Origin of the sequence: Streptomyces sp. NPDC097107, from assembly GCF_044762405.1 — a bacterium.
In the GTDB taxonomy this organism is placed as follows: Bacteria; Actinomycetota; Actinomycetes; order Streptomycetales; family Streptomycetaceae; genus Streptomyces; species Streptomyces thinghirensis.
Genome location: NZ_JBIWEF010000003.1, coordinates 371,984 through 395,473, shown reverse-complemented (window position 1 = coordinate 395,473; position 23,490 = coordinate 371,984). Strand labels below are relative to the sequence as shown.

General features: G+C 73.5%; 24 protein-coding genes. 7 read left to right on the top strand and 17 right to left on the bottom strand.

Annotation, left to right across the window (positions count from 1 at the left end; translation table 11 throughout):
* Positions 1-29 precede the first annotated feature (29 nt).
* On the bottom strand, positions 30-1,451 hold the full coding sequence (locus tag ACIQ1J_RS09005; protein ID WP_403555427.1) for a hypothetical protein: 1,422 nt from the start codon (positions 1,449-1,451) through the stop codon (positions 30-32).
* Positions 1,452-1,670: 219 nt separating this feature from the next.
* Between ACIQ1J_RS09005 and ACIQ1J_RS09000 the strand changes: the two genes are divergently transcribed.
* From ACIQ1J_RS09000 to tgmB, 3 genes are all read left to right on the top strand, one after another.
* Positions 1,671-1,994 (top strand): YkvA family protein, encoded by a 324-nt coding sequence (locus tag ACIQ1J_RS09000; protein WP_403555425.1) that lies wholly within the window; start codon positions 1,671-1,673, stop codon positions 1,992-1,994.
* A 118-nt stretch (positions 1,995-2,112) separates the two neighbouring features.
* A complete protein-coding gene (tgmA, locus tag ACIQ1J_RS08995; RefSeq protein WP_210958266.1) occupies positions 2,113-2,304 on the top strand; it encodes a putative ATP-grasp-modified RiPP in 192 nt (63 codons plus the stop codon).
* A gap of 16 nt (positions 2,305-2,320) precedes the next feature.
* On the top strand, positions 2,321-3,307 hold the full coding sequence (gene tgmB / locus ACIQ1J_RS08990; protein ID WP_403555422.1) for an ATP-grasp ribosomal peptide maturase: 987 nt from the start codon (positions 2,321-2,323) through the stop codon (positions 3,305-3,307).
* A 26-nt stretch (positions 3,308-3,333) separates the two neighbouring features.
* Here the strand turns inward: tgmB and ACIQ1J_RS08985 are convergent, their stop codons facing one another.
* Together ACIQ1J_RS08985 and ACIQ1J_RS08980 are read right to left on the bottom strand one after the other, a co-directional pair.
* Positions 3,334-3,549, bottom strand: coding sequence for a hypothetical protein (locus ACIQ1J_RS08985; RefSeq protein ID WP_210958264.1), 216 nt, complete (start codon positions 3,547-3,549; stop codon positions 3,334-3,336).
* Positions 3,550-3,657: 108 nt separating this feature from the next.
* A complete protein-coding gene (locus ACIQ1J_RS08980; RefSeq protein WP_403555420.1) occupies positions 3,658-4,143 on the bottom strand; it encodes a hypothetical protein in 486 nt (161 codons plus the stop codon).
* Positions 4,144-4,347: 204 nt separating this feature from the next.
* Between ACIQ1J_RS08980 and ACIQ1J_RS08975 the strand changes: the two genes are divergently transcribed.
* The gene (locus tag ACIQ1J_RS08975) at positions 4,348-5,367 is read left to right on the top strand and encodes a GlxA family transcriptional regulator (RefSeq protein WP_403555418.1); all 1,020 of its coding nucleotides are present in this window, start codon (positions 4,348-4,350) and stop codon (positions 5,365-5,367) included.
* A 10-nt stretch (positions 5,368-5,377) separates the two neighbouring features.
* On the opposite strand, the gene ACIQ1J_RS08970 is transcribed toward ACIQ1J_RS08975, so the two are convergent.
* From ACIQ1J_RS08970 to ACIQ1J_RS08960, 3 genes are all read right to left on the bottom strand, one after another.
* Positions 5,378-5,641: a DUF5133 domain-containing protein gene (locus tag ACIQ1J_RS08970; protein WP_403555416.1), complete on the bottom strand. Its 264-nt coding sequence runs from the start codon at positions 5,639-5,641 to the stop codon at positions 5,378-5,380.
* A 186-nt stretch (positions 5,642-5,827) separates the two neighbouring features.
* Positions 5,828-6,673: an NAD(P)H-binding protein gene (locus ACIQ1J_RS08965; protein ID WP_403555415.1), complete on the bottom strand. Its 846-nt coding sequence runs from the start codon at positions 6,671-6,673 to the stop codon at positions 5,828-5,830.
* Positions 6,670-7,113, bottom strand: a complete 444-nt coding sequence (locus ACIQ1J_RS08960; protein WP_403555413.1) for a nuclear transport factor 2 family protein — start codon at positions 7,111-7,113, stop codon at positions 6,670-6,672. The genes ACIQ1J_RS08965 and ACIQ1J_RS08960 overlap by 4 nt, the downstream gene beginning before the upstream one ends.
* A 111-nt stretch (positions 7,114-7,224) precedes the next feature.
* Here ACIQ1J_RS08960 and ACIQ1J_RS08955 point away from each other — a divergent pair, with 111 nt between their 5' ends.
* Positions 7,225-7,818: a TetR/AcrR family transcriptional regulator gene (locus tag ACIQ1J_RS08955; RefSeq protein ID WP_403555411.1), complete on the top strand. Its 594-nt coding sequence runs from the start codon at positions 7,225-7,227 to the stop codon at positions 7,816-7,818.
* 28 nt (positions 7,819-7,846) lie between these two features.
* On the opposite strand, the gene ACIQ1J_RS08950 is transcribed toward ACIQ1J_RS08955, so the two are convergent.
* From ACIQ1J_RS08950 to ACIQ1J_RS08940, 3 genes are all read right to left on the bottom strand, one after another.
* Entirely contained in the window at positions 7,847-9,616 is a 1,770-nt protein-coding gene (locus tag ACIQ1J_RS08950; RefSeq protein ID WP_403555409.1) for an ABC transporter ATP-binding protein, read from the bottom strand.
* 186 nt (positions 9,617-9,802) lie between these two features.
* Positions 9,803-10,351 (bottom strand): hypothetical protein, encoded by a 549-nt coding sequence (locus ACIQ1J_RS08945; RefSeq protein WP_210958258.1) that lies wholly within the window; start codon positions 10,349-10,351, stop codon positions 9,803-9,805.
* A gap of 28 nt (positions 10,352-10,379) precedes the next feature.
* Positions 10,380-10,946: an ATP-binding protein gene (locus ACIQ1J_RS08940; protein WP_403555407.1), complete on the bottom strand. Its 567-nt coding sequence runs from the start codon at positions 10,944-10,946 to the stop codon at positions 10,380-10,382.
* A gap of 180 nt (positions 10,947-11,126) precedes the next feature.
* Here ACIQ1J_RS08940 and ACIQ1J_RS08935 point away from each other — a divergent pair, with 180 nt between their 5' ends.
* Complete coding sequence (locus tag ACIQ1J_RS08935) at positions 11,127-11,354, top strand: DUF397 domain-containing protein (protein WP_210958256.1); 228 nt, start codon at positions 11,127-11,129, stop codon at positions 11,352-11,354.
* A gap of 143 nt (positions 11,355-11,497) precedes the next feature.
* On the top strand, positions 11,498-12,418 hold the full coding sequence (locus tag ACIQ1J_RS08930; protein ID WP_403555404.1) for a helix-turn-helix domain-containing protein: 921 nt from the start codon (positions 11,498-11,500) through the stop codon (positions 12,416-12,418).
* A 97-nt stretch (positions 12,419-12,515) separates the two neighbouring features.
* Here the strand turns inward: ACIQ1J_RS08930 and ACIQ1J_RS08925 are convergent, their stop codons facing one another.
* From ACIQ1J_RS08925 to ACIQ1J_RS08890, 8 genes are all read right to left on the bottom strand, one after another.
* Positions 12,516-13,334: an SAM-dependent methyltransferase gene (locus ACIQ1J_RS08925; protein WP_403555402.1), complete on the bottom strand. Its 819-nt coding sequence runs from the start codon at positions 13,332-13,334 to the stop codon at positions 12,516-12,518.
* A gap of 146 nt (positions 13,335-13,480) precedes the next feature.
* Complete coding sequence (locus tag ACIQ1J_RS08920) at positions 13,481-14,761, bottom strand: ABC transporter substrate-binding protein (RefSeq protein ID WP_403555400.1); 1,281 nt, start codon at positions 14,759-14,761, stop codon at positions 13,481-13,483.
* Positions 14,758-15,861 (bottom strand): branched-chain amino acid ABC transporter permease, encoded by a 1,104-nt coding sequence (locus ACIQ1J_RS08915; protein WP_403555813.1) that lies wholly within the window; start codon positions 15,859-15,861, stop codon positions 14,758-14,760. Before ACIQ1J_RS08915 ends, ACIQ1J_RS08920 begins: the two co-directional genes overlap by 4 nt.
* 58 nt (positions 15,862-15,919) lie before the next feature.
* Positions 15,920-16,816, bottom strand: a complete 897-nt coding sequence (locus tag ACIQ1J_RS08910; protein WP_210958252.1) for a branched-chain amino acid ABC transporter permease — start codon at positions 16,814-16,816, stop codon at positions 15,920-15,922.
* Positions 16,813-17,613: an ABC transporter ATP-binding protein gene (locus tag ACIQ1J_RS08905; protein ID WP_403555398.1), complete on the bottom strand. Its 801-nt coding sequence runs from the start codon at positions 17,611-17,613 to the stop codon at positions 16,813-16,815. The genes ACIQ1J_RS08910 and ACIQ1J_RS08905 overlap by 4 nt, the downstream gene beginning before the upstream one ends.
* A complete protein-coding gene (locus ACIQ1J_RS08900; RefSeq protein WP_403555396.1) occupies positions 17,610-18,392 on the bottom strand; it encodes an ABC transporter ATP-binding protein in 783 nt (260 codons plus the stop codon). Before ACIQ1J_RS08900 ends, ACIQ1J_RS08905 begins: the two co-directional genes overlap by 4 nt.
* Positions 18,393-19,305: 913 nt before the next feature.
* Entirely contained in the window at positions 19,306-20,592 is a 1,287-nt protein-coding gene (locus ACIQ1J_RS08895) for a PucR family transcriptional regulator (protein WP_403555394.1), read from the bottom strand.
* A 117-nt stretch (positions 20,593-20,709) separates the two neighbouring features.
* Positions 20,710-23,454, bottom strand: coding sequence for a LuxR C-terminal-related transcriptional regulator (locus ACIQ1J_RS08890; protein WP_403555392.1), 2,745 nt, complete (start codon positions 23,452-23,454; stop codon positions 20,710-20,712).
* Between the last annotated feature and the right edge of the window lie 36 nt (positions 23,455-23,490).

Genomic DNA, 23,490 nt, shown 5'->3' with positions numbered 1-23,490 from the left:
CCACGTGCCGCGTGCGGCGGGCCGGGCGGTCAGTCCGCGGCGCGGCTCGCGCCGGCCATCGGGCGGGCCGACCAGCGCCTTGCGGGCGCCTGCGAGGCCACTCGTACGCACAGCGCCAGGAGGGCGACCAGCGACGCCAGTACGGCGACCGCGACGGCGATCCAGGTCGGCGCCAGGGTGAGGTCCACGGCCGGGGACACCCGCGCCGACGGGGTGACACTGCCGTAGAGCCTGGCCGCGGCCAGCGCCGCCGGCCCCACGACCGCCACGGCGAACAGCGGTACGGCGGGCCGCACGGTGAGCAGCAGGGCCAGCACCAGGCAGAGCGCCGACAGGCCGAGGGCGACCCCGTAGGCGCGGGCGGAGGCGTCGCCCTGGTGCAGCGGGAAGTAGGCCACACCGCACCCGGCCAGGAAGGCGACAGTGAGCCAGGCCGGCCATGCCGCGCCCCGGGCGGACCGGCGCGCCGCACGGTCGCGGTCACTGGACGCACGGCCGCGGTCACGGGACGCACGGTCCCGGTCGTGCGACTCGGGGTCCTGCTCGCGCCCACGCGACGCACGCTCCTGGTCCCGGTCACGTCCCCGGCGGCCCAGGCGCGGTGTCCTGCGGCGCTCCCGACCGCGGCGGTCCGCCGTGGTGAAGGCGCCGGCCAGTCCGGCCGGACGGTCGTCGGGCCCCGGTTCGCCGTCGTCGCCGGTCCCGTCCAGTGCCGCCCGCAGGTGCCGGGCGTCCGGGCGGTCCGGGCGTACCCGCCCGTCCTCGGCCAGCCGGCCGATCAGCTGGACCAGCTCCTCGACGGGCCGGCCGGTGGCGGCGGCCCTTACGGCCTCCTGCCCGCAGTGCGGTTCCAGGGGTGTGCGGTGCAGCAGTTCCATCAGGCGGGTGACGTCCTCGACCGAGCGGCACTCCGCCGCGGCCCGGATCGCCTCGTCCGCGCTGTCCGAATGGCGCGGCGGGCGGGTCAGCAGGCCGACCAGCCGGGTGACGTCCTCCACGGAGCGGTTCACGCCGACCGCGCGCAGGGCGTCGATCGTGGCCTGCGCGTACTGGGGTGACCCCTCCAGCATCGTGATCAGGTCGACGACGTCCTCCAGCGGCCGGTCGGCCACGGCGGCGCGCACCAGGTCGCCGACGGGATCGCCGTACTCGTGCACCGCTCCCTCGTGGGTGGCGAGCTCCTGGACGAAGGGCTGGAGGCCGGGTGCGTGCGGGGCGGGGGCTGGTTCCTGGAGGACGGACGGCTGGGGTGCGGGCGGCTGGGGGGTCGGCCACTGAGCGGCGGGCGAACGGGCGGCCGAGGGATGGACGGTCGATGACTCGGCGTCGGCTTGCGCGGCCGGCGGACGCACCGGGTGCGCGCCGGTGGCCATGGTCGTCTCCCCGGTGGGCAGGTCCACGGCGGATATGGCGTACTCGGGCGAACGAGGTGATGAAGAGCCGGTAGTCATGATCTCTCCGTGTGGTGGGGGTGCGGCCGCCCTGCGTCCCCGACATGCGACTCGCGCTCTGTGCTGACCATTACTAAGCACGTCCACCGCACCGTGCCACTGGAGTGGGCCACAGGGATGAGAGACCCTTGCGTGCGGACTTGTCGCCGCCCCGAGCGGGCATCCGGGGAGAGAAGGCGCGTGCCGCGCAGCACGAGCACGCACCATGAGGAGGGGCGGGTGGATACGACCACAGTGGTGATCGTCGCGGCGGTGTCGCTCGCGGCGGTCGTCCTCGCGACGGCGGTCGGCGTCCTGGTGCGGCTGGTCCGCACCCGACGGGAACTCAGGCGGGCCGGTCTTCCCACCGGTCCGAGGTGGGTCTTCTGGGGCGCCGTCCTGTACTTGGTACTGCCGACCGACCTGGTACCCGATCCCGTCTACCTGGACGACATCGGTGTACTGCTGCTCGCCCTGCGCTCGGCGCGCGGCTCTCTCGGCGGGCGGCGGAGCGCCGCGGACCGGCGTGAAGGCGCCGGCCCGCCCCATGACTACGCCGCGTAAGGAAACCAATCACCCGTTCGACTCGTATAAGTCTCTGGAAGCCGAAGGCAGTCGGCGGACCAGGCGGCGGCGCAGGAGACCATCGCCTGCTCGGCACAGCACCGACCAGGGAGAGACGATGAAACCGTTCGCCCTCGACTACGCACGTCCGGCGGTGGAGTTGGAAGCGACGACTCCGTACGTCTACGACTCCGGGCGGCAGTTGAACGTGCTTCTGGACGGGCGGGCGGCCGCCTGTGACCATGCGCTGCTGAGAGAACTGGGGACCACGACCTCCACCGCGGGGTCGAAGACTCACTTCGACGACTGAACGCGGGCCGTCGAGAATGACCGTCTTGATCCTGACCTGTGAAGAAGACGTCACCGCGGACATGGTGGTCGTGCACCTGAACGCGTCGGGAGTCCCGGTGGTCCGCCTGGACCCCGCCGATCTGACCGACTCCGTCGCGCTCTCCGGCGAGTTCGTGCACGGCTCCTTCCGGGGTCATCTGTCCTCGGGGGGCCGCCTGGTGAGTATCGGCGGACTGCGGTCCGTATGGGTGCGCAGGCCGGGCGGCGCGGCCACGCGGGCCGCCGAGCCCTCCGCGTGGCTGACCGAGGAGTCCGGGCAGGCGCTCTACGGCATGCTCCGCGGCTGCGGGGCGCGCTGGATGAACCAGCCCGACGCGGCGCACCGGGCCCGGTACAAGCCCTGGCAGCTGCGTCTCGCCCAGCAGTGCGGGCTGCCTGTGCCGGCCACGCTGATCACGACGTTCCCACGGGCGGCACGCGAGTTCGCCGAGCGCTACCCGGACCTGGTGGTCAAACCCGTGTCGGGCGCCCATCCGCAGGACCCGCCCCTGGCGGTGCCGACCAGCAGGGTTCCGCCCGAGGCCGACTTCTCCGCCGTCGCCCACGGCCCGACCCTGCTGCAGCGCCGGGTCGCCAAGCGCGCCGACGTCCGCCTCACCGTCGTCGGCGACGAGTTGCTGGCCGCGCGGAAGACAACCCTCGCGGGCTCGGACCCCGACGAGGTGGACGTCCGCTTCACGGCGTCCGCCGAGCCGTGGCGGCCCGCCGAGGTGCCGCCGCGCGTCGCCGAGTCCGTCCGCACCTACCTGCGCGCGGCGGGACTGGCCTACGGTGCCCTCGACTTCGCCGAGGACGGCGACGGAACCTGGTGGTTCCTGGAGTGCAACCAGTCGGGGCAGTTCGGCTTCGTCGAGGTGGACACGGGCCAGCCGATCGCCCGCACCATCGCCGAGTGGCTGGCCCGGCCCGGGCCGGAGGACCCGGTGGGCGCGGGCGGCCCCGGCACGGCGGTCGCCGGGTGAGGCGCGGTGCGACCGCGTCACCGGTTTTAGTGCGGGCGTGGGCCGGGCAGCAGGGCGGTGCGCTGCCAGCCGGCGCCCGGGGACGGCTGCCGTTCGGCGCCGGGCAGGTGGCCGGGCGAGCGCAGCGGGCGCATGACAACCTCCAGCTCCCTGCTCACACGCTCGGCGTCCCGCCGCACCTGCTCGGGGACGTCACCGCGTTCGGCGACGAGTCGGTCGTAGATGGGGGAATCCTGGAACACCCGTCAACGTGCCTTTCGTGTCGTCCGCCTCCGTACGGAGACGCGACTGAGCAGTCTAGGCGCCCGTTCACCCGGTGGTGCGCAATCCACCCACAAGGTGACGGCGGCTCATGCGCCGGTCGTGGAGCCGGGCCGGACGATCATGAGGACCGTGACCGCGGCCCACAGCAGGTTGAACAGGCCGGTGAACATGGCGAGCCGGGCGGTACGGGCGCGCTCGACGGGCCGCCGGTCGGTCAGCTGCTCCAGGAGCTCCTCCTGACGGGGCAGGACGAAGGCGGTCAGGAGGCCGGCGGCGGCCGCGGTCAGCGCGATGGACGTGATGAGCCATGCGTCCCCCAGGACACCCATCGCCGCGGCGGTGGCGAAGCCGAGGACCGGCACCGCGATGCCGAGACCGGCGTAGACCCGGCAGATGCGGTGCAGCAGCCGGACGGTGCCCACGTCCCCGGCGTCCGTTCCGCCCCCGGCACCCGCGGGCACCGGCACCACCGCACGTCGGGCGGCAGGAGGGAACATGCTGGCCGCGACGGTGACGGGCCCGATGGCGATGATGGCGGCCAGGACGTGGAGGGACAGCAGGATCTTCGTCATCGGTCGGGGCTCCGGGAGACAGTTCGGTCGATGCGGTCGGGGCCACGCTAGAAAGACGGCGGGTGATCGCACAGGGGCTGAAACGACAGCTTCCAACGGATTCTCGCCAACGCCTTCACCAGGAGGGATCCGGCAGGACAAGGTGGAGCGAGGGATGTGCGCGGGGGTTCTGCCCACGGCGGGAATCCGCCTATCGTGGCGGTCATGCACTCGGTGGCGATCCTGGTCCTCGACGACGTGGTGCCGTTCGACATGGCGGCGCCCATGCAGGCGTTCGACTGGACGCGGCTGCCCGACGGGCGCAGCCCGTACCGGGTCCGGCTGTGCGCGGAGTCGCCCGAGGTGCGCACGGACGGGCTGACCCTCCGTATCGACCTGGGCCTGGAGGCGCTGGAGACCGCCGACACGATCATCGTGCCGGGCCGCTCCGAGGAGCACGGCCCGCCCTCGGAACGCGTCCTCGCGGCACTGCGGCGGGCGGCCGGTGCGGGGACGCGGATCGCGTCGGTGTGCGTGGGCGCCTTCGTCCTCGCGGAGTCCGGGTTGCTGGACGGGCTGCGGGCCACCACCCACTGGATGGCCGCGGCGGAACTGGCCCGCCGCTACCCGCGCGTGGAGGTGCAGCCGGACGTGCTCTACGTCGACAACGGGCAGATCCTCACCTCCGCGGGCGCCGCCGCCGGTCTGGACATGTGCCTGCACATGATCCGCCGGGATCTGGGATCGGCCGTCGCCGCGCACGCCGCCCGGATGTGCGTCGTGCCGCTGGAACGGGAGGGCGGCCAGGCCCAGTTCATCGTGCACGAGCGCCCGCCCGTGCCGCGGGGCTCGGACCTGGAGCCGCTGCTGGAGTGGATCGAGGACAACCTGGCGGGGGAGGTCACCCTCGGGGCGATGGCGGCGCGCTCGGGCATGAGCGAGCGCACCTTCAGCCGACGGTTCCGGGAACAGACGGGCACCACTCCGCTGCAGTGGCTGCTGCGGGCGCGGGTGCGGCGTGCCCAGTACCTGCTGGAGAACGGCGACCACTCGATCGAACGGATCGCGCGGCAGGCCGGGTTCGGCTCCCCCACCGCCTTCCGCGAGCGGTTCCGCCGGGTGGTCGGCACCACTCCGCACGCCTATCGCGCGGCGTTCCACGGGAAGCCGGCCGCGTCGGCGGGCCCCGCGCAGGGCCCGCCTCGCGGATCGTCCCGGCTCTCCCGGTCCGAGGCGGGCCCCTGACGTGACGGTGTCACACGGCCAGCGACAGGCCGCTCTCCCCATCGGGGCCCGCCGCGCGGACGGCGTCCGGAGTCCGTCCCTTGGCGAGCAGCAGCGCGTCCGCCTTGGCCACCGCGTCGTGAATGCTGGTCGTCGCCGTCATCACGCACAGCGTGTAGCTGACGTCCGCCAGCTCCCGCGCCGTCGCCGGCCTTGCCCTCTCCGCCTGAGCGATCCGCAGTGCCGCGTACCGCGTCAGCAACTCCCTGACGACCTTCGGGTCCGGTTCGAGCACGAAGCTCCCCTCTCTCGAGTTTCGCTGCGTATGCCCGTGCCCGGCCGAAGCAATCACACCGTGCGTGCCCCTGCTCGCATTTGACGAGAATCCTTCGCTTCGTGTCCGACCGTCATCGTGAGCGGGCGACGACTTGGTTGAAAGGGGACTGAACGGGCTTGGGTGCCCCGCCCGTCCGCACGTCACTCACCGCGCACCGAGCTCCCGTTCCAGCACCTCCCGGAACCCGTGCGGCAAACGGCCGGTGACCCGCCGAACGGTGTCGGTGGTGCGGTCCTCGGCCCCCAGAGCGATGGCGCGGTCCATGTCGGCCAGCATCGCGGCGAAATCCGGCGGCACCAGTCGCGCGAGGCGGTCGCGCAACTGCTCGCGGGTCAGGTGCCGGTGGACCACGGGCCGGCCGCCGGCCCGGGTGAGGATCGCGGCGATCTCGTCGTGGTCGAGGGTCTCGGGACCGGTGAGGATCAGGTCCTCACAGGGGGCCTCGTCGCCGGTGAGGGCGCGCACCGCGACGGCGGCGATGTCGTCGGCGTCGACGAAGCCCACGCGGCCGCTCCCGGCGGCGGTCAGGATGACGCCGTCCTCCCGGACGCTGACGGCGTGGGCGTGGGTACCGGTGAAGTTCTGCATGAACCAGGAGGGCCGCAGCACCGCCCACTCCTCGAACAGGCCGGGGAGGGCGCGGTGCACCGCACCCACCGCCGGGCCGTCCTCGGGGACGGCCGAGGAGCTGAGCAGCACCGCACGCCGCACGCCCGCGGCACGGGCCCTTCGCAGGAACGGCAGCATGACCGCGGCCGGCTCCGAGTCACCCGGCGGCGGAACGAGGTAGACGCGGTCGGCTCCGTCGAGCGCCGCGCCGTGCGTGGCGGCGTCGTGCCAGTCGAAACGGACCGGTTCCGCGCCCGGCAGCGGGGTCGCGCGCCGGCTCGCGGCCTTCACCCGGTGACCCTCGGCGATCAGTTGACCGGCGGTACGGCCGCCCGTCGTGCCGGTGGCTCCGACGACCAGCGTGGTCCCGGTGCCGGTCATCGTCCGCTCCCGGTGAAGTCGGTGCCGGGCTCCTGGAGGACGAGCGGGTTCCAGTAGTCGCGGTAGGAGGTGAACCGCCCGTCCTCGACGGTCACGACGGCGATGTACGTCATGTCGAAGGGCGCGCCGGTCTTCACCACCCGGCCCACGCCACGCATCTCCACCACGACGGTCCGCGGGTCGGTGGTCTCGTGGATCCGCAGGTCGGGGAAGTCGTGCAGGTCGATGTGGTCGGGATAGGGGCGCATGTAGGCGGCGACGGCCTCCCGGCCCTCCAGCCGCCGGGGCCGGCCCTCGGGGGCGAAGGGGAATTCCATGACTCCGTCGTCGGCCCACAGGCCGGCCCAGGCGTCGATGTCCTTGTCCAGCAGGAGCCGGAGGCTGCGGCGGTACAGGTCCGCCGCCGGGGCGGGCACGGTGGGCGGGGTGGGCGTGGGCATGGGTGGGTGCTCCTCCGTCGCATAGAATACGGACCGTAAGTCCGCTTCGAACGATACGGACCGGCGGTCCGCTTTGCAACACGCGGCGAGCCCGCGACGGAGGAGCCCCCTGTGACCGAGCGCAAGCCCCGCAAGGACGCGGCCCGCAACCGGGCGGCCGTTCTCGCGGCCGCCGACACCCTCTTCGACCGCTGCGAGCGCCCGGACGACGTGACCATGGCGGACGTCGCGGCGGCGGCCGGTGTCGGCAAGGGGACGCTCTTCCGGGCCTTCGGCGACCGGACCGGGCTGATCAAGGCGCTGTACGAGGCACGGCTGGAACCGATCGAGGAGGCCGTCACGACGGGTCCGCCACTACTGGGCCCCGGCGCTCCCCCGCCGCAGCGCGTCCCCGCCGTGCTCGACGCGCTCCTGTGCTTCAAACTCGACAACCGCCGCCTCGCACTCGCCCTGGAGGGGGCCGGAGGCGACAGCCCCTACGGGGCGGCGCACTACGGCCGCTGGCACACCCTGCTGCGCACCATGCTGGAGCAGATTCCCGGTCTCGCGGACGGCGACTTCGCCGCCCACGCGCTGCTCGCCGCAGTCCGGGCCGACCTGGTCGAGCACCTGGCCGGCCCGGAGGGCGTGCCGCCCGAGAGGATGCGGGCCCAACTGGCGGACTTCACCGGCCGGGTACTGGGTGCCGCCCCGGCCGGATCCTGACGTCCGGGGCACGGGCCGCCCGCCCCGCTCAGGCGGCCTGGCCGCTGTGCAGTGCGGCGTACGCCCCTCCCCTGCCCAGCAGTTCCTCGTGGGTTCCGGTCTCCTGGATCCGGCCTTCGCCCATCACCACGATCCGGTCCGCACCCCGCACGGTGGACAGCCGGTGCGCGACGACGAACGTGGTGCGCCCGCGCAGGAGCCTGGCCAGCGCCTGCTGGACGAGCGCCTCCGAGCGGGTGTCCAGCGCCGAGGTGGCTTCGTCCAGGATGAGCACCCTGGGATCCCGGATCAGCGCGCGGGCGATGGCCAGACGCTGGCGCTGACCACCGGAGAGCCGTGCGCCGTGCTCCCCGACCAGGGTGTCGAGTCCCTGCGGCAGCCGGTCGACGAACTCCAGCGCGTTGGCGTCCCGCAGGGCCGCGCGCACCGCCTCCTCGTCGGCGTCGTCCATGCCGTAGGCGACGTTCTCCCGGATCGTGCCATCGAAGAGGATGGACTCCTGCGGCACCACCGAGACGAAGCGCCGGTACGTGCGCAGGTCGAGGGTGTTCATGTCGGTGCCGTCGAGCAGCAGCCGGCCCGCGGTCGGCCGCAGGAAGCCGATGACCAGGTTGAGGACGGTGGACTTGCCGGCGCCGGACGCGCCCACCAGCGCGATGGTCTCGCCGGGCCGGACCGCGAGCGTGAAGTCGCTGACCGCGGGCCGCCCGTCGCTCTCGTAGAGGTGCCCGACGCCCTCGAAGGTGACGGCGCCGCGCAGCGAGGTGAGCTCCGCCTTCCCCTCGTTGTCCTCCAGTTCGGGGGCCTGGAGCACCTCGCCGACCGAACGGACGGACTCCAGGCCCTTGGTGATGACCGGCGCCAGCCCTGCCAACGTTGTCGTGGAGCTGGTGAGGGTGGTCAGGAAGGCGCTGAGCATGACGACGTCGCCGGCGGTGACGCCCCAGACGCCGTGGTACGAGACCAGCGCGGCGCCCGCGAGGACCAGTACGCCGACCACGTTGAGCACGACCCAGGACAGCGAGCCGAAGCGGCCGTTGACCAGGTCGAGGCGGTTGCCGGAGGTCAGCAGGCGGTCCAGGGTGCCGTCCATACGGCGCAGCGCCTTGCCCTCCAGGCCGTGGGCGCGGGTGACCGGGATGAGCCGGGTCATCTCCGTGACCCTGGAGGACAGGGTCTCGACCTCGTGGCGGAAGTGCTCGTTGTGGCTGCGCAGCCGGGCCCGGAGCCGGGCCACGAGAAGGGAGGCGGCGGGTACGACGACGAGGAAGACGGGCAGGAACTCCGGCGTGCGCACGGCGATGATGACCAGGCCGCCGGTGAGGACGGTGAACGCGCCCAGCCCCGTCTCAGCGGTCTGCTGCACCATCTGCTCCACCGTCTCCACGTCCCGGACGACCTTGGCCTGCAGGACGCCGGCGCTGACGCGCGAATGGTAGCCGATGGAGAGCTGCTGCATGCGGGTGCACAGCGCGGAGCGCAGGGCGGTGCCCATGCGGCGCACACTGCCGTACAGGAGACGGACGTACAGCAGGTGCAGCGGGTAGTTGACCACCAGGATGAACATGATGATCCCGGTACTGGTCCACAGGTCGCCGATCGGTCCGTGCTGGACGACGGTGTCGATGATCGACGCGGTGATGAGGGGCAGCAGCCAGACCGGACTGTGCTTGACGGTGAAGACCGCGACCGCCCCCGCCAGACGGCGGCGGTCGGCGCGGAACAGGTAGACGAGCGTGCGTATCGGGTGTTCGCCCCGGTAGCGGTGATCGAGTGGCTTTTCGGGCGGCGACGCCATCGGCGTGATCCTCCTGGTGACCGAGTGGGGCAAGCGCTTTCATCCCGCGCTTTCCTACCCCGTCGCCGAGGAGTACGCCACACCGTTCCGAAGGCCGGAACGCCTCTGCACCCGTACACCCGCACACCCGTGTGCCGGTGCGTCGGAGGGAGACCCGCGCCTTCTCCCCCGTGGAGGGCGCGGGTCTCAGTCTCCGAGCGTGCGGGCCAGTTCGGTCGTGGCCCGCGCGATCTCGCTGTCCCCCTCGGCCAGCAGCCGCTCCAGCCCGTCCCGCCGGGCGCGGACGGCCTGCCGCGCCGCGCGCTCCCATGCCACGGGGTTCTCCCGGTGGTTGAGCAGCTTGGGGTAGGCGGTGGCGGTCGTCTCCCACTGGCGGGCGTCGGCGATGTTCTTGAGCAGCTGGATGATCTGTGCCCGGCAGCTCACCTGGGGCCGCTGCGCAAGTTCCCACAGGAAGGGGACGGTCGCGGCGGTGGCCTGCTCGACGACAAACCCGTACTGGCAGATGCGTTTCCGCAGCTCACCGAGGGCGGCACCGGCGGTCTCGGCGTCCCCCAAGGCGACCTTGCGCAGCAGCCGGGGAATGGCCGCGGCGGAACCACTGGAGTCCTGGATCTCGCTCCAGGGCACGCCGTCCAGCCCCGCGAGGGGACCGGCGGCCCGGGGCGAACCGGGCGGCTGCGTCCGACGGTCGGTGCGCCAGGTACTCGGGTCGGGTTTCGGAGTGCTGCGCATGGTGTGGGGCCCTTCCGCGGCAGTCGGGTCAGGTGAGGGGGCGGGTCGACAACTTGACCCAGACGGTCTTGCCCGCCGGAGGCCTCGGGGTCCAGCCCCATTCCTCGGCGAGGGCGTCGACGATGCACAGGCCGCGTCCGTGCTCTTGGAGGGCGGAGATTCCGGACGGGGTGAACACGGGCGCGTTGTCCCCGGGGTCTGAGACGGTCAGCGTCAGGTGGTCGGAGTCCAGGACGAGCCCCAGCCTGACCTCGGGTGCGGCCGCCGCCGACGGCACCGCGTGCCGCACGGCGTTGGAGACGAGCTCGGTGATCACGAGGACCGCGTCGTCGGCGTGCCCGTCCAGCGACCAGGCGCTCAACGTGTCCCGCGTGAAGACCCGGGCCCGGGCGAACCCCTCCCCGCTACACGCGACGCGCAGCACCGCGGAAGCGGGTGGGCCGCCTGGGGCGTGGTGCTTCGCGCGGGAAGCGGGGAACGGCCACTCGCCCCGGCCGGCGGCCGGTCGCGGGAGCTCTCCGAGCCGGCTCGCCGCGCTTGCCTCCGACACGGGTTCGCCGGGCGACCGAAGCGTTGGATGCGCAGGTGACGACACGGCATCTCCCTGATGCGACGTCAGAACGGGGCGCCGACCGGGGGGTTGACGCCACGGCTATTATCCACGCTGACAGCGCTCGCGTGCAATTGCACGAGAAATTGCGCGAGAAAAATCGGACGGGAGCGCACGGGGACCGACGGGACTCGGTCCGCTCCCCCGAACGGCAAGGAGACCGCGGTGCCACCAGTGCGCAACGGAGTGCAGGCCAGTCTGTTGGACGCCTGCTGGAAGAAGAGTCGGCACAGCAACGCCGAGGGCAACTGTGTCGAGGTGGCGCTCGTGGACGGAGGCATCGCGGTGCGCAACTCCCGTGATCCGGACGGCCCCGCGCTCGTCTACACCTCCGCGGAGGTGGCCGCCTTCCTGGCCGGGGCGAAGGAGGGCGAGTTCGACCACCTGCTGTGAAGCGGGGGCCGGGAGCGGGCGGCGAGGCGGGCGGCCATCACGGAGCGGAGGCCAACTACCCGTTTCCCGCTGGCTGATGCGGCGGGCACATGCGGGATGAGATAGTGTGGTTTCTCAAGTCTGCCGGTCTGCTGGGAGTCAGGATGTCCGCCGCATCGCATCGCCTCTCCCGTCTCGAACCCTATCTGGACAGGGCCGAGCCGGCTCCGACTCTACTGAAGATGCTCGTCGGCGTTCAGCTGGCGGGCTTCCGCGAGGACGCCGGTCTGTCCCAGGAACAGGCGGCACGCGACATCGGGTTCAGCCCGGCGAAGCTCTCCCGCATCGAGTCGGGCAAGGGCCGCAAACCTCCGACGGAGACGGACGTCCGCGCGATCCTGGAGCGGTACGGCACCGACGCCTACGAGGTCTCGGTACTGGTCAAGCTGTTGCAGCGGGCCGGCGAACCGGGCTGGTGGCAGCGGTACGACAAGCGCCTCATGCCCGAGTGGTTCGACCGTCTGGTCGGACTGCAGGAGGCCGCGGCGACCATCCGCACCTTCGAGATCCAGTACGTCCCCGGCTTGCTCCAGACCGCGGACTACACCCGGGCCGTGGTCGAGCGGGGCCTGCCGAACGCGCCTGCCGGTGAGATCCAGCGACGTGTCGAACTGCGGATGCGCCGTGCGGAGTTGCTGCGCCGCGGTGACGCGCCTCAGTTGTGGGCGATCATCGACGAGTCCGTGCTGCTGCGGGTACTGGGCAGCCGCGAAGTCATGCGTGAGCAGCTCGCACACCTCGTCGAGATGGCCGGGCAGCCCCACGTGACGCTGCAGATCGTGCCGCTGGACGTGACGAACGCGTCGGCACCCGCGATCCCGGTCACCTATCTGCGTTTCGGCGGCATCGACCTGCCCGACGTGGTCTACCTGGAGCACATCAAGAGCGCCAACTTCCTCGAGGACCGCGACGAGACCGAGGAGTACCGGGTCGCGCTGGACCGCCTGGCCGACGAGGCGCTCACTCCGCGCGAGTCACTGGAACTGCTGCGCGAGACGATGGCGCAGCGCTACGCCCAGAAGTAGCGGCGCGACAGAGGAAGTAGCGGGAGAAGGAAATAGCGGCGCCAGGCGCGAAAGAGAGGGGCCGCACGCGTAGCGCGCGGCCCGGATGCTCTCCCCGCTAGCGGATGCGGCCCAGACCGCCGAACTCGATCCACTCGTCGGTGAGCTGGCGCGGAGCCACCTCACTGTCCGGACGCCAGGTGGAGACCTCCACCAGGCCCGGCTCCAGGATGTCCATGCCCTCGAAGTAGGCCTCGACGTCCTTGGGTTCGCGGACCCGGCCCCAGTGCCCCTGCGTTGCCTGGTCCATGAAGGCCGTGACGGACTCCCGCACCTCGGCGTCGTCACTGACCAGCTGGCACATCACGGCGTAGCTCCCGGGCACCAGTCGCTCGGTGACGCGGCGGATCACGGCCGTCGGGCCGTCGGTGTCGCTGTCCGGGATGCAGTGGAACACCGAGTTGAACAGCACGGCCACCGGCTGCGAGAAGTCGATCAGGCGCTGGGTGTCCGGGTGGGAGAAGATCTCCTCCGTCGAACGCATGTCGGCGTGGATGACGGCGGTCCGGTCGTTCTGGTCGAGCAGCGCACGGCCGTGGACCAGCACCATCGGGTCGTTGTCGACGTAGACGACACGGGACTCGGGGGCGATCCGCTGCGCGACCTGGTGGACGTTGTCCTGCGTGGGCAGGCCGGAGCCGTGGTCCAGGAACTGGCGGATGCCGTAGTCCTCCGCGAGGCTCCTGACGACCCGCTGCAGGAAGCGCCGGTTGTTCAGTGCGAGCCGACGGGTACTGGGGACGACCTTGTCGAGATCCCCGACCGCCGCCCGGTCGGCCGCGTAGTTGTCCTTGCCGCCGAGGTAGTAGTCGTACATACGTGCTGCCGTTGGCACGTTGGCGTCGATCTCCGTGGACAACCGCTTGTCGGCTTGCATCGTTCTCCCAGCTCCGTACCGCGCCAACTGCACTGGCATGACCGAGAGTACATCCTAGGGACCCGGCGGTCAGGGAAACCAGCACGCGAACCGGGTGGCCGCCAAGGTGACTGCTGGGCAGTCGAGTTGGCGGCCACCCACCTAGGTCAGCCGCGTCCGGCCAGGTACGCGTCGACGCCGGGTGCCTTGTGGGCCTCCTCCACGCCCACCAGGCCGCCGGCCGCCTCGGCGTCGGGCTTCAGCACGTAGGTGGACCGGCTGGCCGGCTCGGTCACCAGGGTGAAGTTCTGGGGGGTGCCGAGGCCGGTGTCGGCGTTCTTCTGCGAGCGGTGCGCCTTGACCACGTCCTGACGGGTGAGGCTGCCGCCCTCGCACGCCTTCTTCAGGTCGGCGCCCATCAGTTGGGCGGCGTTGTAGCCCGAGAGCACGCCGGAGTCGACCGGCTCGCCCGGGTACTTCTTGGTGTAGGAGGCGACCATCTTCTGGACGCCCGGCAGGTCGGAGCTGACCGCCGGTGCGGCGCTGACCACGTGGACCATGGCCTCCAGCGCCGGCGCCGCGGGCGTCTTCATCAGCTGCGGGGAGTATCCGGGAGCGCTGCTGACGATCGGCACCTTCAGGCCCCGGGCGGCGGCCACGCCGGCGAGGGAGGCGGTCTGGGCGGGACCCGCGCTGATCAGGATCGCCTTCACCCCGGCCTTGCTCAGCGCCGACACCTGCGCGGTCAGATCGGTGTCCGTGGCCTTGATCTTCTGACCCACCACCTTCGTCCCCGCCTGCTCCGCGGCCCACTCGGAGCCCTCCAGCGCGTTGGCGCCGTAGTCGCCCTCGAAGTACACGTGGCCGATCGTGTCGCCCTTGGCGATCTTCTTGGTGCGGGTGAGGAAGTCGACGGCGGCGATCATGTCGACGTCGTAGGTGGTGCCGAGGACCTGGACCGGGTCCATCCCGAGCAGGGAGGCGGCCCAGGCCTGCGGGAAGGTCAGCATGTGGTCCCGCTCGATGTCGTCGAGCAGGGCCGCGACCACCGGCGAGCCGATGACCTGGGGCAGGGCGACGACGTCCCGGGAGATGTCGGCGTAGGCGGTGACCGCCTTCTGCACGTCGTAGCCGTGGTCCTTGACGACGATCTCGACCTTGCGGCCGCAGATGCCGCCCGCGGAGTTGGTCTCGTCGGCCCACATCTGCTGAGCCTGCACGATGCTCTTGCCGAGGGTGGCGTAGGGGCCGGTGAGGTCGGTCAGCGCGCCCAGCTTGATGGCCTTGTCGCTGACTCCGGGGCCGGCCTTGACGCCGTCGGCGGCGTCGTCGGTGGACCCGCCGTCCGCCTTCGTGCTGCATGCGGTGCCCGCGAGCAGCACGGCGGCCAGTGCCGCGGCCAGGGCGGCGGTCCGGGTGGTGCGGGGCCTGGAGTGCGTGACGTTCACGGGGTGTGCTCCTTGGTTCGTGCGGCGTTGGCGGTGGTGGCAGGGGGCCGGGACGTGGGCCCGGCGTCGGGAGGACCGGTGTCGGGTGACTTGCGGCGCAGGCGGGCGCGGGTCCGGCGGGCCAGGCCGTGCAGGCCGTCCGGGGCGTAGAGCAGGATCACGACGATCGCCGCGCCGTAGAGGTAGCGGGAGGCCTCGGTCGGGCCGATCGAGCCGCCGCCGGAGCCCGGGGTCGTCACCAGCGGCAACTGGTCGGCGTAGCGGGTCATCAGCAGGGGCAGCGCGGTGACGAAGACGGCGCCGGCGGTGGCGCCGGCCACCGACCCGAGGCCGCCGATGACGATCATGGCGAGGTAGTCGACGGAGAGGAGGAGGGAGAAGTAGTCGGGCACGACGCGGCGGAAGGAGAGCGCGAGGAGGACTCCGGCCAGGCCCGCGTACATCGAGGAGACGACGAACGCGGCCGAGCGGTACCGGGCCACGTGCACGCCCATCACGGAAGCCGCGGTCTCGCTGTCGCGCAGCGCCACCAGGGCGCGTCCGGGGCGCCCGCGCAGCAGTCCGCGCGCGGTGAACCAGGTCAGCGCGAACAGGACGAGCCCCAGGTACCAGAGCCGTTCCTCGGCGCCGAACGGCACGCCCAGGACCGTCAGTTCCGGGTCGGTCTCGGCGAAGGTGAACCCGCCGATCTCCAGGGGCGGCACCGAGCGTCCGTTGAAGCCGCCGGTGACGGAGTCGGCGGTGAGCAGGACGTGGTGGCCGAGGAAGACCAGGGCGAGGGTGGCCACACCGAGGTAGATGCCCTTCACGCGGCCGGCGACGGGACTGAACAGGCCGCCCGCGGCTCCGGCGAGCACCACGGCGAGGACGGCGGCGACGGCCGGCGGCAGCCCCGGCCCGGGCTCGCCCGCCAGCCATACGTACCCGTAGGCGCCGACGGCGAGGAAGAAGGCGTGCCCGAGGGAGAGCTGTCCCGCGGTGCCGCTGAGCAGGCCGAGCCCGACGGCGCCGATGGCCGCGGCCATGGAGAAGAGGCCGATGCGCAGCCAGAAGGCGTCCAGGTAGAAGGGCAGCGCGCACAGGAGGAGGGCGGGCAGCAGAAGCCGGCCCTGCTTGAGGAGTCCGCCGCGCTCGAGGAGGGTGCTCCTTTTGAGAAGGTCAGACACGTGCCGCTCCCTTCGCCGCGAAGAGTCCGGCGGGGCGCACCAGGAGAACCAGCACCATCACGGCGTACGGGGCGACATCGCCGAAGCCCTCGCCGAGGACGTGCAGTTCGGACTGGTAACCGGCGACGAAGGCCTCGGTGAGGCCGATCAGCATGCTGCCGACCAGGGCGCCGACCGGGGAGGCCATGCCGCCGAGGATGGCCGCCGGGAACGCTTTCAGGGCGATCTGCCCGGTGGTGCGCTCCAGGCCCGGTGCCGGGAAGGCGACCAGGAAGACCGCGGCGAGCGCGGCGAGTCCGCCGGCCAGGCACCAGGCGACGGTACGTACCCGGGTCAGCCGTACGCCCATGAGGGCGGCGGCCTCACCGTCCTCGGCCGCCGCGCGCAGCGACAGGCCCCACGGGGTGAAGCGGAACAGGGCGAAGGCGCCGCCGATGGCCAAGGCGGACACCAGGATCGCGGCGATGCGGCTGTCGGCGACGGTCACCGGGCCCAGGTCGGTCACCGAGTTGCCCCAGGGGTCGCCGAGCGGCAGCAGGTCACCGCCGATCCGTCGCGCCAGGTCGGTGACCAGGACGATGTCTATGCCGATGGTGACGATGGTCTGGACGTGGGCGGAGTGCGGGTCGGTCCCGACCCGTTGCAGCACGAGCCGGTCCAGCGCCCCGGCGACGGCGGCCGTCACGAGGACCGCTACGGCCAGCGCCCCGGCGAAGCCGACGTCGTCGTGGAGGACGGCTACGAGGTACCCGCCGAGGAGCAGGAGCGAGCCGTGGGTGAAGCTCAGCACGCCCGAGGCCTTGAAGATGGTGACGAAGCCGAGGGCGATCAGGGCGTAGACGGACCCCAGGGCAAGGCCGTTGAGGAGGTTGTCGAGGAAGCCGGTCATGCCGCGTCCTCCCCGGTGGTGCCGGTTCCGAGGTAGGCGCGCAGCACCTCGGGGTCGCGCCGGACCTGGTCCGGGGTGCCGTGGGCGATGGCCTTGCCGAAGTCGAGGACGGTGACCTCGTCGGCGAGCCGCATGACCAGTCCCATGTCGTGCTCGACCAGCACGACGGACAGGCCCAGTTCGGCGCGGATCTCCCGGACGACCTCGGTCATGCGGGTGCGTTCGGCGGCGTTCATGCCGGCCACGGGTTCGTCGAGCAGCAGTACACGGGGCTCCAGACAGAGGGCGCGGGCGAGTTCGACCCGCTTGCGGTCGCCGTAGGACAGCAGGGCGACGGGTGCGTCGAAGTGGGGGCCGAGGCCGGTGAGTTCGGCGATCTCGCGGGCCTTGGCGAGGTGTTCACGCTGTTCGCGCACGGCGCGCGGCAGACGCAGGGCGCTGGCGGCGAAACCGGCGTGGGACAGGGCGTGGCGGCCGAGCAGCAGGTTGTCGGCGACGGTGCCCTGGGTGGTGACGATGTTCTGGAAGGTGCGGGCCACTCCGAGAGCGGCGATCCGGTGCGGGGCGAGCCGGGTCAGCTCGGCGTCACCGAGCCGGACGGTGCCGGCGGTGGGCCGGTACAGCCCCGACAGGACGTTGAAGCAGGTCGACTTGCCCGCGCCGTTGGGGCCGATGACGGCGTGCACGGTGCCCGGGGCGACGGTGAAGGAGATGTCGTCGAGGGCGACGAGGCCGGCGAATCGCACGGTGACGTTCCGGACCTCGAGCGCGGGGGGTGTGGCGGTGCGGGTGGTCACGCGGCCCCCTGACCGTCAGTGGTGTCGCCCAGGTAGAGGCGACGTACGGCGTCCGTCCGCGCGAGTTCGTCGGCGGCCCCGGACAGCCCGATCTCGCCGACGTCCAGAACGTAGGCGTGTTCGGCGAGGGACAGCGCCATGCCGGCGTTCTGTTCCACGAGGAGTACGGCGGTGCCCTGGGTGTTGATCTCACGGACGACCTCGGCGATGCGGTCCACCATCATCGGGGCCAGTCCGAGGGAGGGTTCGTCGAGGAGGAGCAGGCGGGGTGCGGCCATCAGGGCGCGGCCGATGGCGAGCATCTGCTGCTCGCCGCCGGACAGCAGACCGGCGGTCTGGCGGGTGCGCTCGGCCAGCCGCGGGAAGAGCGTGAAGACCCGTTCCCGGGCCTCACGGACCTGGGCCGGGGCACGCCGGCCCAGGCCGAGCCCGCCGGCCCGCAGGTTCTCGTCGACGCTGAGTCCGGCGAACACCCGCCTGCCCTCGGGTACCTGCACGACTCCGGCGCGTACGGCGGCGACCGGGTCCCGGCCGTCCAGGGCCGTGTCGCCGTAGCGGACACGACCGGCCGTGATCGCGCCGCGGTGCAGGCGCAGTGTGCCCGACACGGCCCGCAGCAGCGTCGTCTTGCCGGCACCGTTGGCCCCGAGCAGCGCGACCACGCCGCCGTAGGGGACGGTCAGGGACACGGAACGGAGGGCGGACAGTGCGCGCCCGTACTTCACGTCGAGGCTCTCGACGTGCAGGGCGGGCTCGCCGTCCGGTGGTGCTGCGGGCATCGCGGCTCCTTGGGACCGCGCCGAGGCCGGCACGGTGACGGGAAAGGGGGAGCTCACGACAGCACGCACGCCGGTGCCGGTACAGAGCCACGGCCTGGGTCGCTGCGGCGTCCCAGTCCCGGGCCGGAGAGTCTGTGCGGATGCCCAGACCCGGGCGGCGGGGGCCACGCCGGGGCGCGGCGTCGCCGCGGACGGGAACCACGCCGGGAAGCGGGTCGCCGCGGGTGCCGAGGCCGCCGGGGCGGGCGGGGGGCAGTGGCGGAGAGACGGCGCTTTCGCGCACATCGGGCATCGTGCCAGAGGCGGGCCACGGGACGCCGGGGGTCGGCGCCTTCGCGCGGGCCGGGGCATCGCGCACCGGGGGTCCGCGCCGTACCGGGAGACCAGGGGCCGGGCTTCGCCCGCGCGGCGGCGTTCCGGGCCCCCGCCGGTACGGGGCGTCCGGGACGGCGGGGGCCACGGGCGGGGCCATGGGCGGGCGGGAGGAACCCGGGCGGTTGTCTCGGGGCTTCGCCGGGCAGCGCGGGCCTCCGCCCCGGCGCCGGGGCGGAGCCAGGGTGGGGCCAGGGTGGGGCCAGGGGCCAGGGTTTAGCCAGGCCCGGGCCCGGAAGCGGGGCGGAGCCGGACCCAGGCCCTGGAGCCGGACCGGGCCGGCGCCGGGGCTTGGCCAGGCCGGGGCCCGGAGGCGGGGCGGGGCCGGGCCTGAGTCCGGAGCAGGGCCTGGGCCCGGGCGCCGGGGCGGAGCCAAGCCGGAGCCAGGCCCGGGCCCACGCCCGAAGCCGGGGCGGAGCCGGACCCGGGCACCGGAGCAGGACAGGGCTCCGGAGCAGGGCAGGACCCGCGCGCCAGGGCGAAGCCGGAGCAGGGCCGGGTGTCGGGTGCCAGGCCGGGCGCCGGGGGCGTCGCGGGTTCGTCAGTCGTGCAGGAGGCGTCGGGCGGTCAGGGCCAGGGTCATCTCGACGACGTCGGCCGGGCGGGCCAGCGAGCGGCCGGTCAGCTGCTCGCAGCGGCGGAGGCGGTTGAGGACCGTGTTGCGGTGGCAGTAGAGGCGTTCGCCGGCCCGCTGGGCCGAGCCGTCGCAGTCGAGCCAGGTGGTGAGGGTGTCCAGCAGTACCTCGCGGTCGGCCGGTTCCAGCCGCAGCAGGGGGCCGAGCACCTTGTCGGCGAGGGCCCGGCCGAGTTCGGGGCTGGAGACGACAAGGGCGGCGGGGAGGTGGTCGGCGAGCCGGACCGTCCCGCCGGCCGCGGGGCAGATGTCCAGGGCCGTGTCGGCGTGCCGGCGGGCGTCGCCGACGGAGGCGAGTCCGTCGACCGGGGTACCGACGCCGATCCGGATGCCGGGAAGCACGGCACGCGACCCGGACTCGGCGTCCTCCGGTTTCGGGAGCCCGTCGTCGCCGGTGCCCACCAGGGCGATGCCGTAGTCGGCCTCGCCTCCGGCGTGCCAGTGGACGCGTGTACCGTGCGCCACGGCGGCGGCACGGGCGGCGTCGGACCGCGCGGGGTGCCGGCCGGCGACGGCGACGACGACGTAGCGGCCCCGCTCCGGCAGGCCCAGCGCCTGCGCGGCCTCGGGCAGGTCGGCGATGCGGCTGGTGCCGTCGAGCAGACCGGCCGCCAGCAGCCGGGCCCGGTTCTCGCGGCGTCGGGCGAGCTGCCACTCGGTCTGCCGGTAGGCGTCCGCGACGAGCGTGCAGTGCTCGTCGACGAAGTTCCACACGTCGGCGGCCACGTGCACGAGGAGGCGCACGTCCTCGGGTGCCGTCCGGGAGGTCTCCTCGATCAACCGCTGCCACACCAGGGAGCCGCCGAGACGGAAGGCGTGCAGCAGCGCGTCCAGCGGCAGCCCCTGCTCGGCACGGGTGGCGCCGATCCGCCAGGAGCAGCGGCGGGCCGCCTCCCGCGCGCCGCGCGGGTCGAGCAGCGAGGCCACGCTGTGCCGCAGCGAGCGGTGGGCCTCCTGCCAGGTGGCGGTGGGATCCTTGGCGATGGCGGCGCGGTAGGCCGGCTCCTGCTCCTGCAGCAGGGCCACCAGCCGGTCGGCCAGGTCGGGCAGGTCGTCGAGCAGGGCGCGGGCGGCCCGGTGCAGGACACGCAGGGCGTCGGCGTCCATCAACGACGCGACGCTCGGTGTCCGCGGGCGTGGTACGGGCGTCAGTCCGGTGCGGATCGCTGCTCGTGACCGTACGGCGTGCTGCATCGCGGTCCTCCCCAGGCCAGGGCTTGCGGGGACGCCCCGCGGCGGGCTGTCCGCCCGTGCCGGGCCTGCCCCCTGACTCGTCCTGCCCCGAAGGATGGCATACCGTCCGGTCGGTCCCTAGGGTTGTGCACCAGTCTTTTCGCCCCGTTCGGCCTGTCCGGCATGCTCGACCATGCGGGCCAGCTCCAGGCGGGACCGTACGCCGAGCGCCGCGAAGACCTTGCGGAGGTGGTAGTCGACGGTGCGGGTGCTCACCGCGAGGGTCAGCGCGACCTCGCGGTTGGTGGCGCCCTCGGCGACCTGCCGGGCGATGCGCAACTGCTGGGGCGTCAGGCGGGACAGCGCGCCGGCACCCGAGTCGTGCGGGGCCGCTCCCAGTGCCCGCAGCTCGCCGCGCGCCTGCGCCGCCCAGACGCCGGCCCCGCAGCGGTCGAAGCCGGCCAGCGCGGTGCCCAGGAGGCCACGGGCCTCGCGGGGCCTGCGCCGCCGGCGCAGCCACTTGCCGTACAGGAGCGCGGTGCGGGCCCGTTCGAAGTCGCCGCCCGCCTCGTCGTGCCGGGCGAGCGCGCACCGGTAGAGGTCGTCGGCGCGGTCCGGCGGGGCGAGGAGAGCGTGACAGCGGGCCAGTTGCGCGGCGGCCTGCGGATCGGCGCCGAACGCCGCCCAGCCGGCGAAGTCTATGAGGACCGCGCGGGTCTCCTCGTGGCGTCCGGCGAGGACCGCGGCCTCCACGAAGCAGGGCACGGTGAGCCGCCACACCGCGAAGTGTCCGCGCCCGGGTCCGGGCAGGACCAGGAGCCCGAGCCGGTCGGCGGCGTCGAAGGGGCGTCCCCGGCCGAGGTCGGCCCGGGCCGCCGCCCACTCCGCGAGGGTGGCCGCCTGCGCGAGTCCGTGCCGCCGGGCGGTGGTCAGCGCGGCCGTCACATGCCGGGCGACGACGTCCGGTTCCTCCTCGATCGACGCCGCGAGGGCCAGCACCGCCCGGTGGTGGGCAGCCGTGTTGCGCTGGCCGGCCCGCAGCGCGGTGCGCAGTCCCTCCTCCGCGTGGGCGCGGGCCTGCGGGTGACGGCCGGCGCGCAGTTCGGCATAGGCCAGGTACTCCAGTGCCTGCGGCACCAGCGCGTCCGATCCGAGCTGCCGGGCGGCGGCCAGGGCCCGTGCCCCGGCCAGGCGCGCGGCGTCCACGTCCCCGAGCAGCAACGCGGCCGACGCCGACCGCAGCAGCCCCTCCGGCCGGTCGCCGGTCCTGGCCCGCTCCACCACCTGTCCGAGCGGCACGGCGGCCCGGTCGAGTCGCCCTTCGAGCAGCGCCCGCATCCCCACACGGTGGTCGCGCACAGCGCCGGCCACGTACGCCGTGGGGCGCCGGGCGTCGGCGTGCCGGGGAGCCGGGGTCTGTGCAGGCGGTTCGGGCGCGAGTGCGGCCAGGCACGCCGTCAGGTCGCCCGCCGCCCAGGCCGCGTCGGCGGCGGCCAGGGCGGCGGTCGCGGCGTCGGCGGGGGCGTCCGCGGCGAGCAGGGACGCGGCCAGCAGCAGCGACTGATGGGCGTCGCCCACGGGGCCGTCCCGGAGTTCCGTCAGGCCACGCACCAGCTCGGCCCGTCCCCGTACCCGGGGCGGGGCGGCGCAGCCGCGGGCCGCGGCGAGCAGCGGGCGTGCCCGGTCGGGGCGGCCGGCGAGCAGCGCCTGCTCGGCCGCGGCCGTGTACCGCTCCGCGCGGGCGGGATCATCGGCCGTCAGCTCGGCGGCTCGGGCGTACACCGTGGCGCGCAGCCGGGACGAGCCCGGCACCGTGCCGTCGGCGGCGACCGCGGCGAGCCGGTCCGCGAGCGACGGCGCGGGCGACGGGCCGGTCAGGGACCAGGAGCGGTGCAGCAGCGCCGGGAGCCGCCGGCCGCCGGCCTCCAGCACGTCGGCCAGCGCCCGGTGTGCGGCGCGGCGCCGGTCCGGTGCGGCGGTGGCGTGGACCGTACGACGGACCAGGGGGCCGTGGAAGCGGAGCCGGTCGTCGGCCAGGGCGAGGAGCGCGGGAAGCGGTCCCGGGAAAGGGGCGGGGAGCGGTGTGGACGTCGGCCGCGAATTCCGTACGGCGTCGAAGACCAGGTTCGCGTCGACGTCCGGTCCGTCCGAGGCGCGTACGGCCGCCGCCACCGTCAGCAGCAGGTCGTGCGCGTCCGCGGACAGCCCGGTCAGGGCCTCCCCCGCCACCTCCGCCAGGACCGCGGCGTCGGCCAGGGGTCTGGGCGGGGGCCGGTGCCCGCGCAGTTCGGCCGGTGAGAGCCGGCGGACGAGGGCGAGGAGCAGGGCCGGGTTGCCCTCCGCCTCCGCGAGCAGCTGCTCGCGTACGGCCGGGTCGGCGGCACCGTCGGTCACGTCGTCGAGCAGGGCGTCGGCCTGTGGCGGCGTGAGCGGGTCCAGGCGTACGGCGGGCAGGTGGGCGTACTCCGGGTCGACGGCGCGGTGGCCGGCGACGGAGAGGAGTACGCCGACGCGGACCGTGGGGGCCAGGCGTTCGGCAGCGCGGCCCAGGGCGGTCCGGGCCGGGGCGTCCCACAGATGCGCGTCGTCGACGCACACGAGCAGAGGTGCCTCGCCGGCCGCCGCCCGCAGCGTGTCGAGCAGTTCCCCGGCGGTGACGCGTGCGCTGTGACCCGGTCCGGGCCCGAGGTGGAGTACGGGACCGGCCCGGAAGGAGCGGGCGGCCCAGTGGAGGAGGGTGGTCCGGCCGAGCCCGGGTTCGCCGGTCACGACGAGGTGGCCGCTGTGGGTGGGCAGGCCGTCCAACAGGGCGCGCACCTGATGCAGTTGCGCGTCCCGGCCGTGGATCCGCACGGCCGCACGTACGGTCGTCTCTCCGGTCATTCCCGGGAGGTTACGCGCGCGTAACCTGAGGCGGAA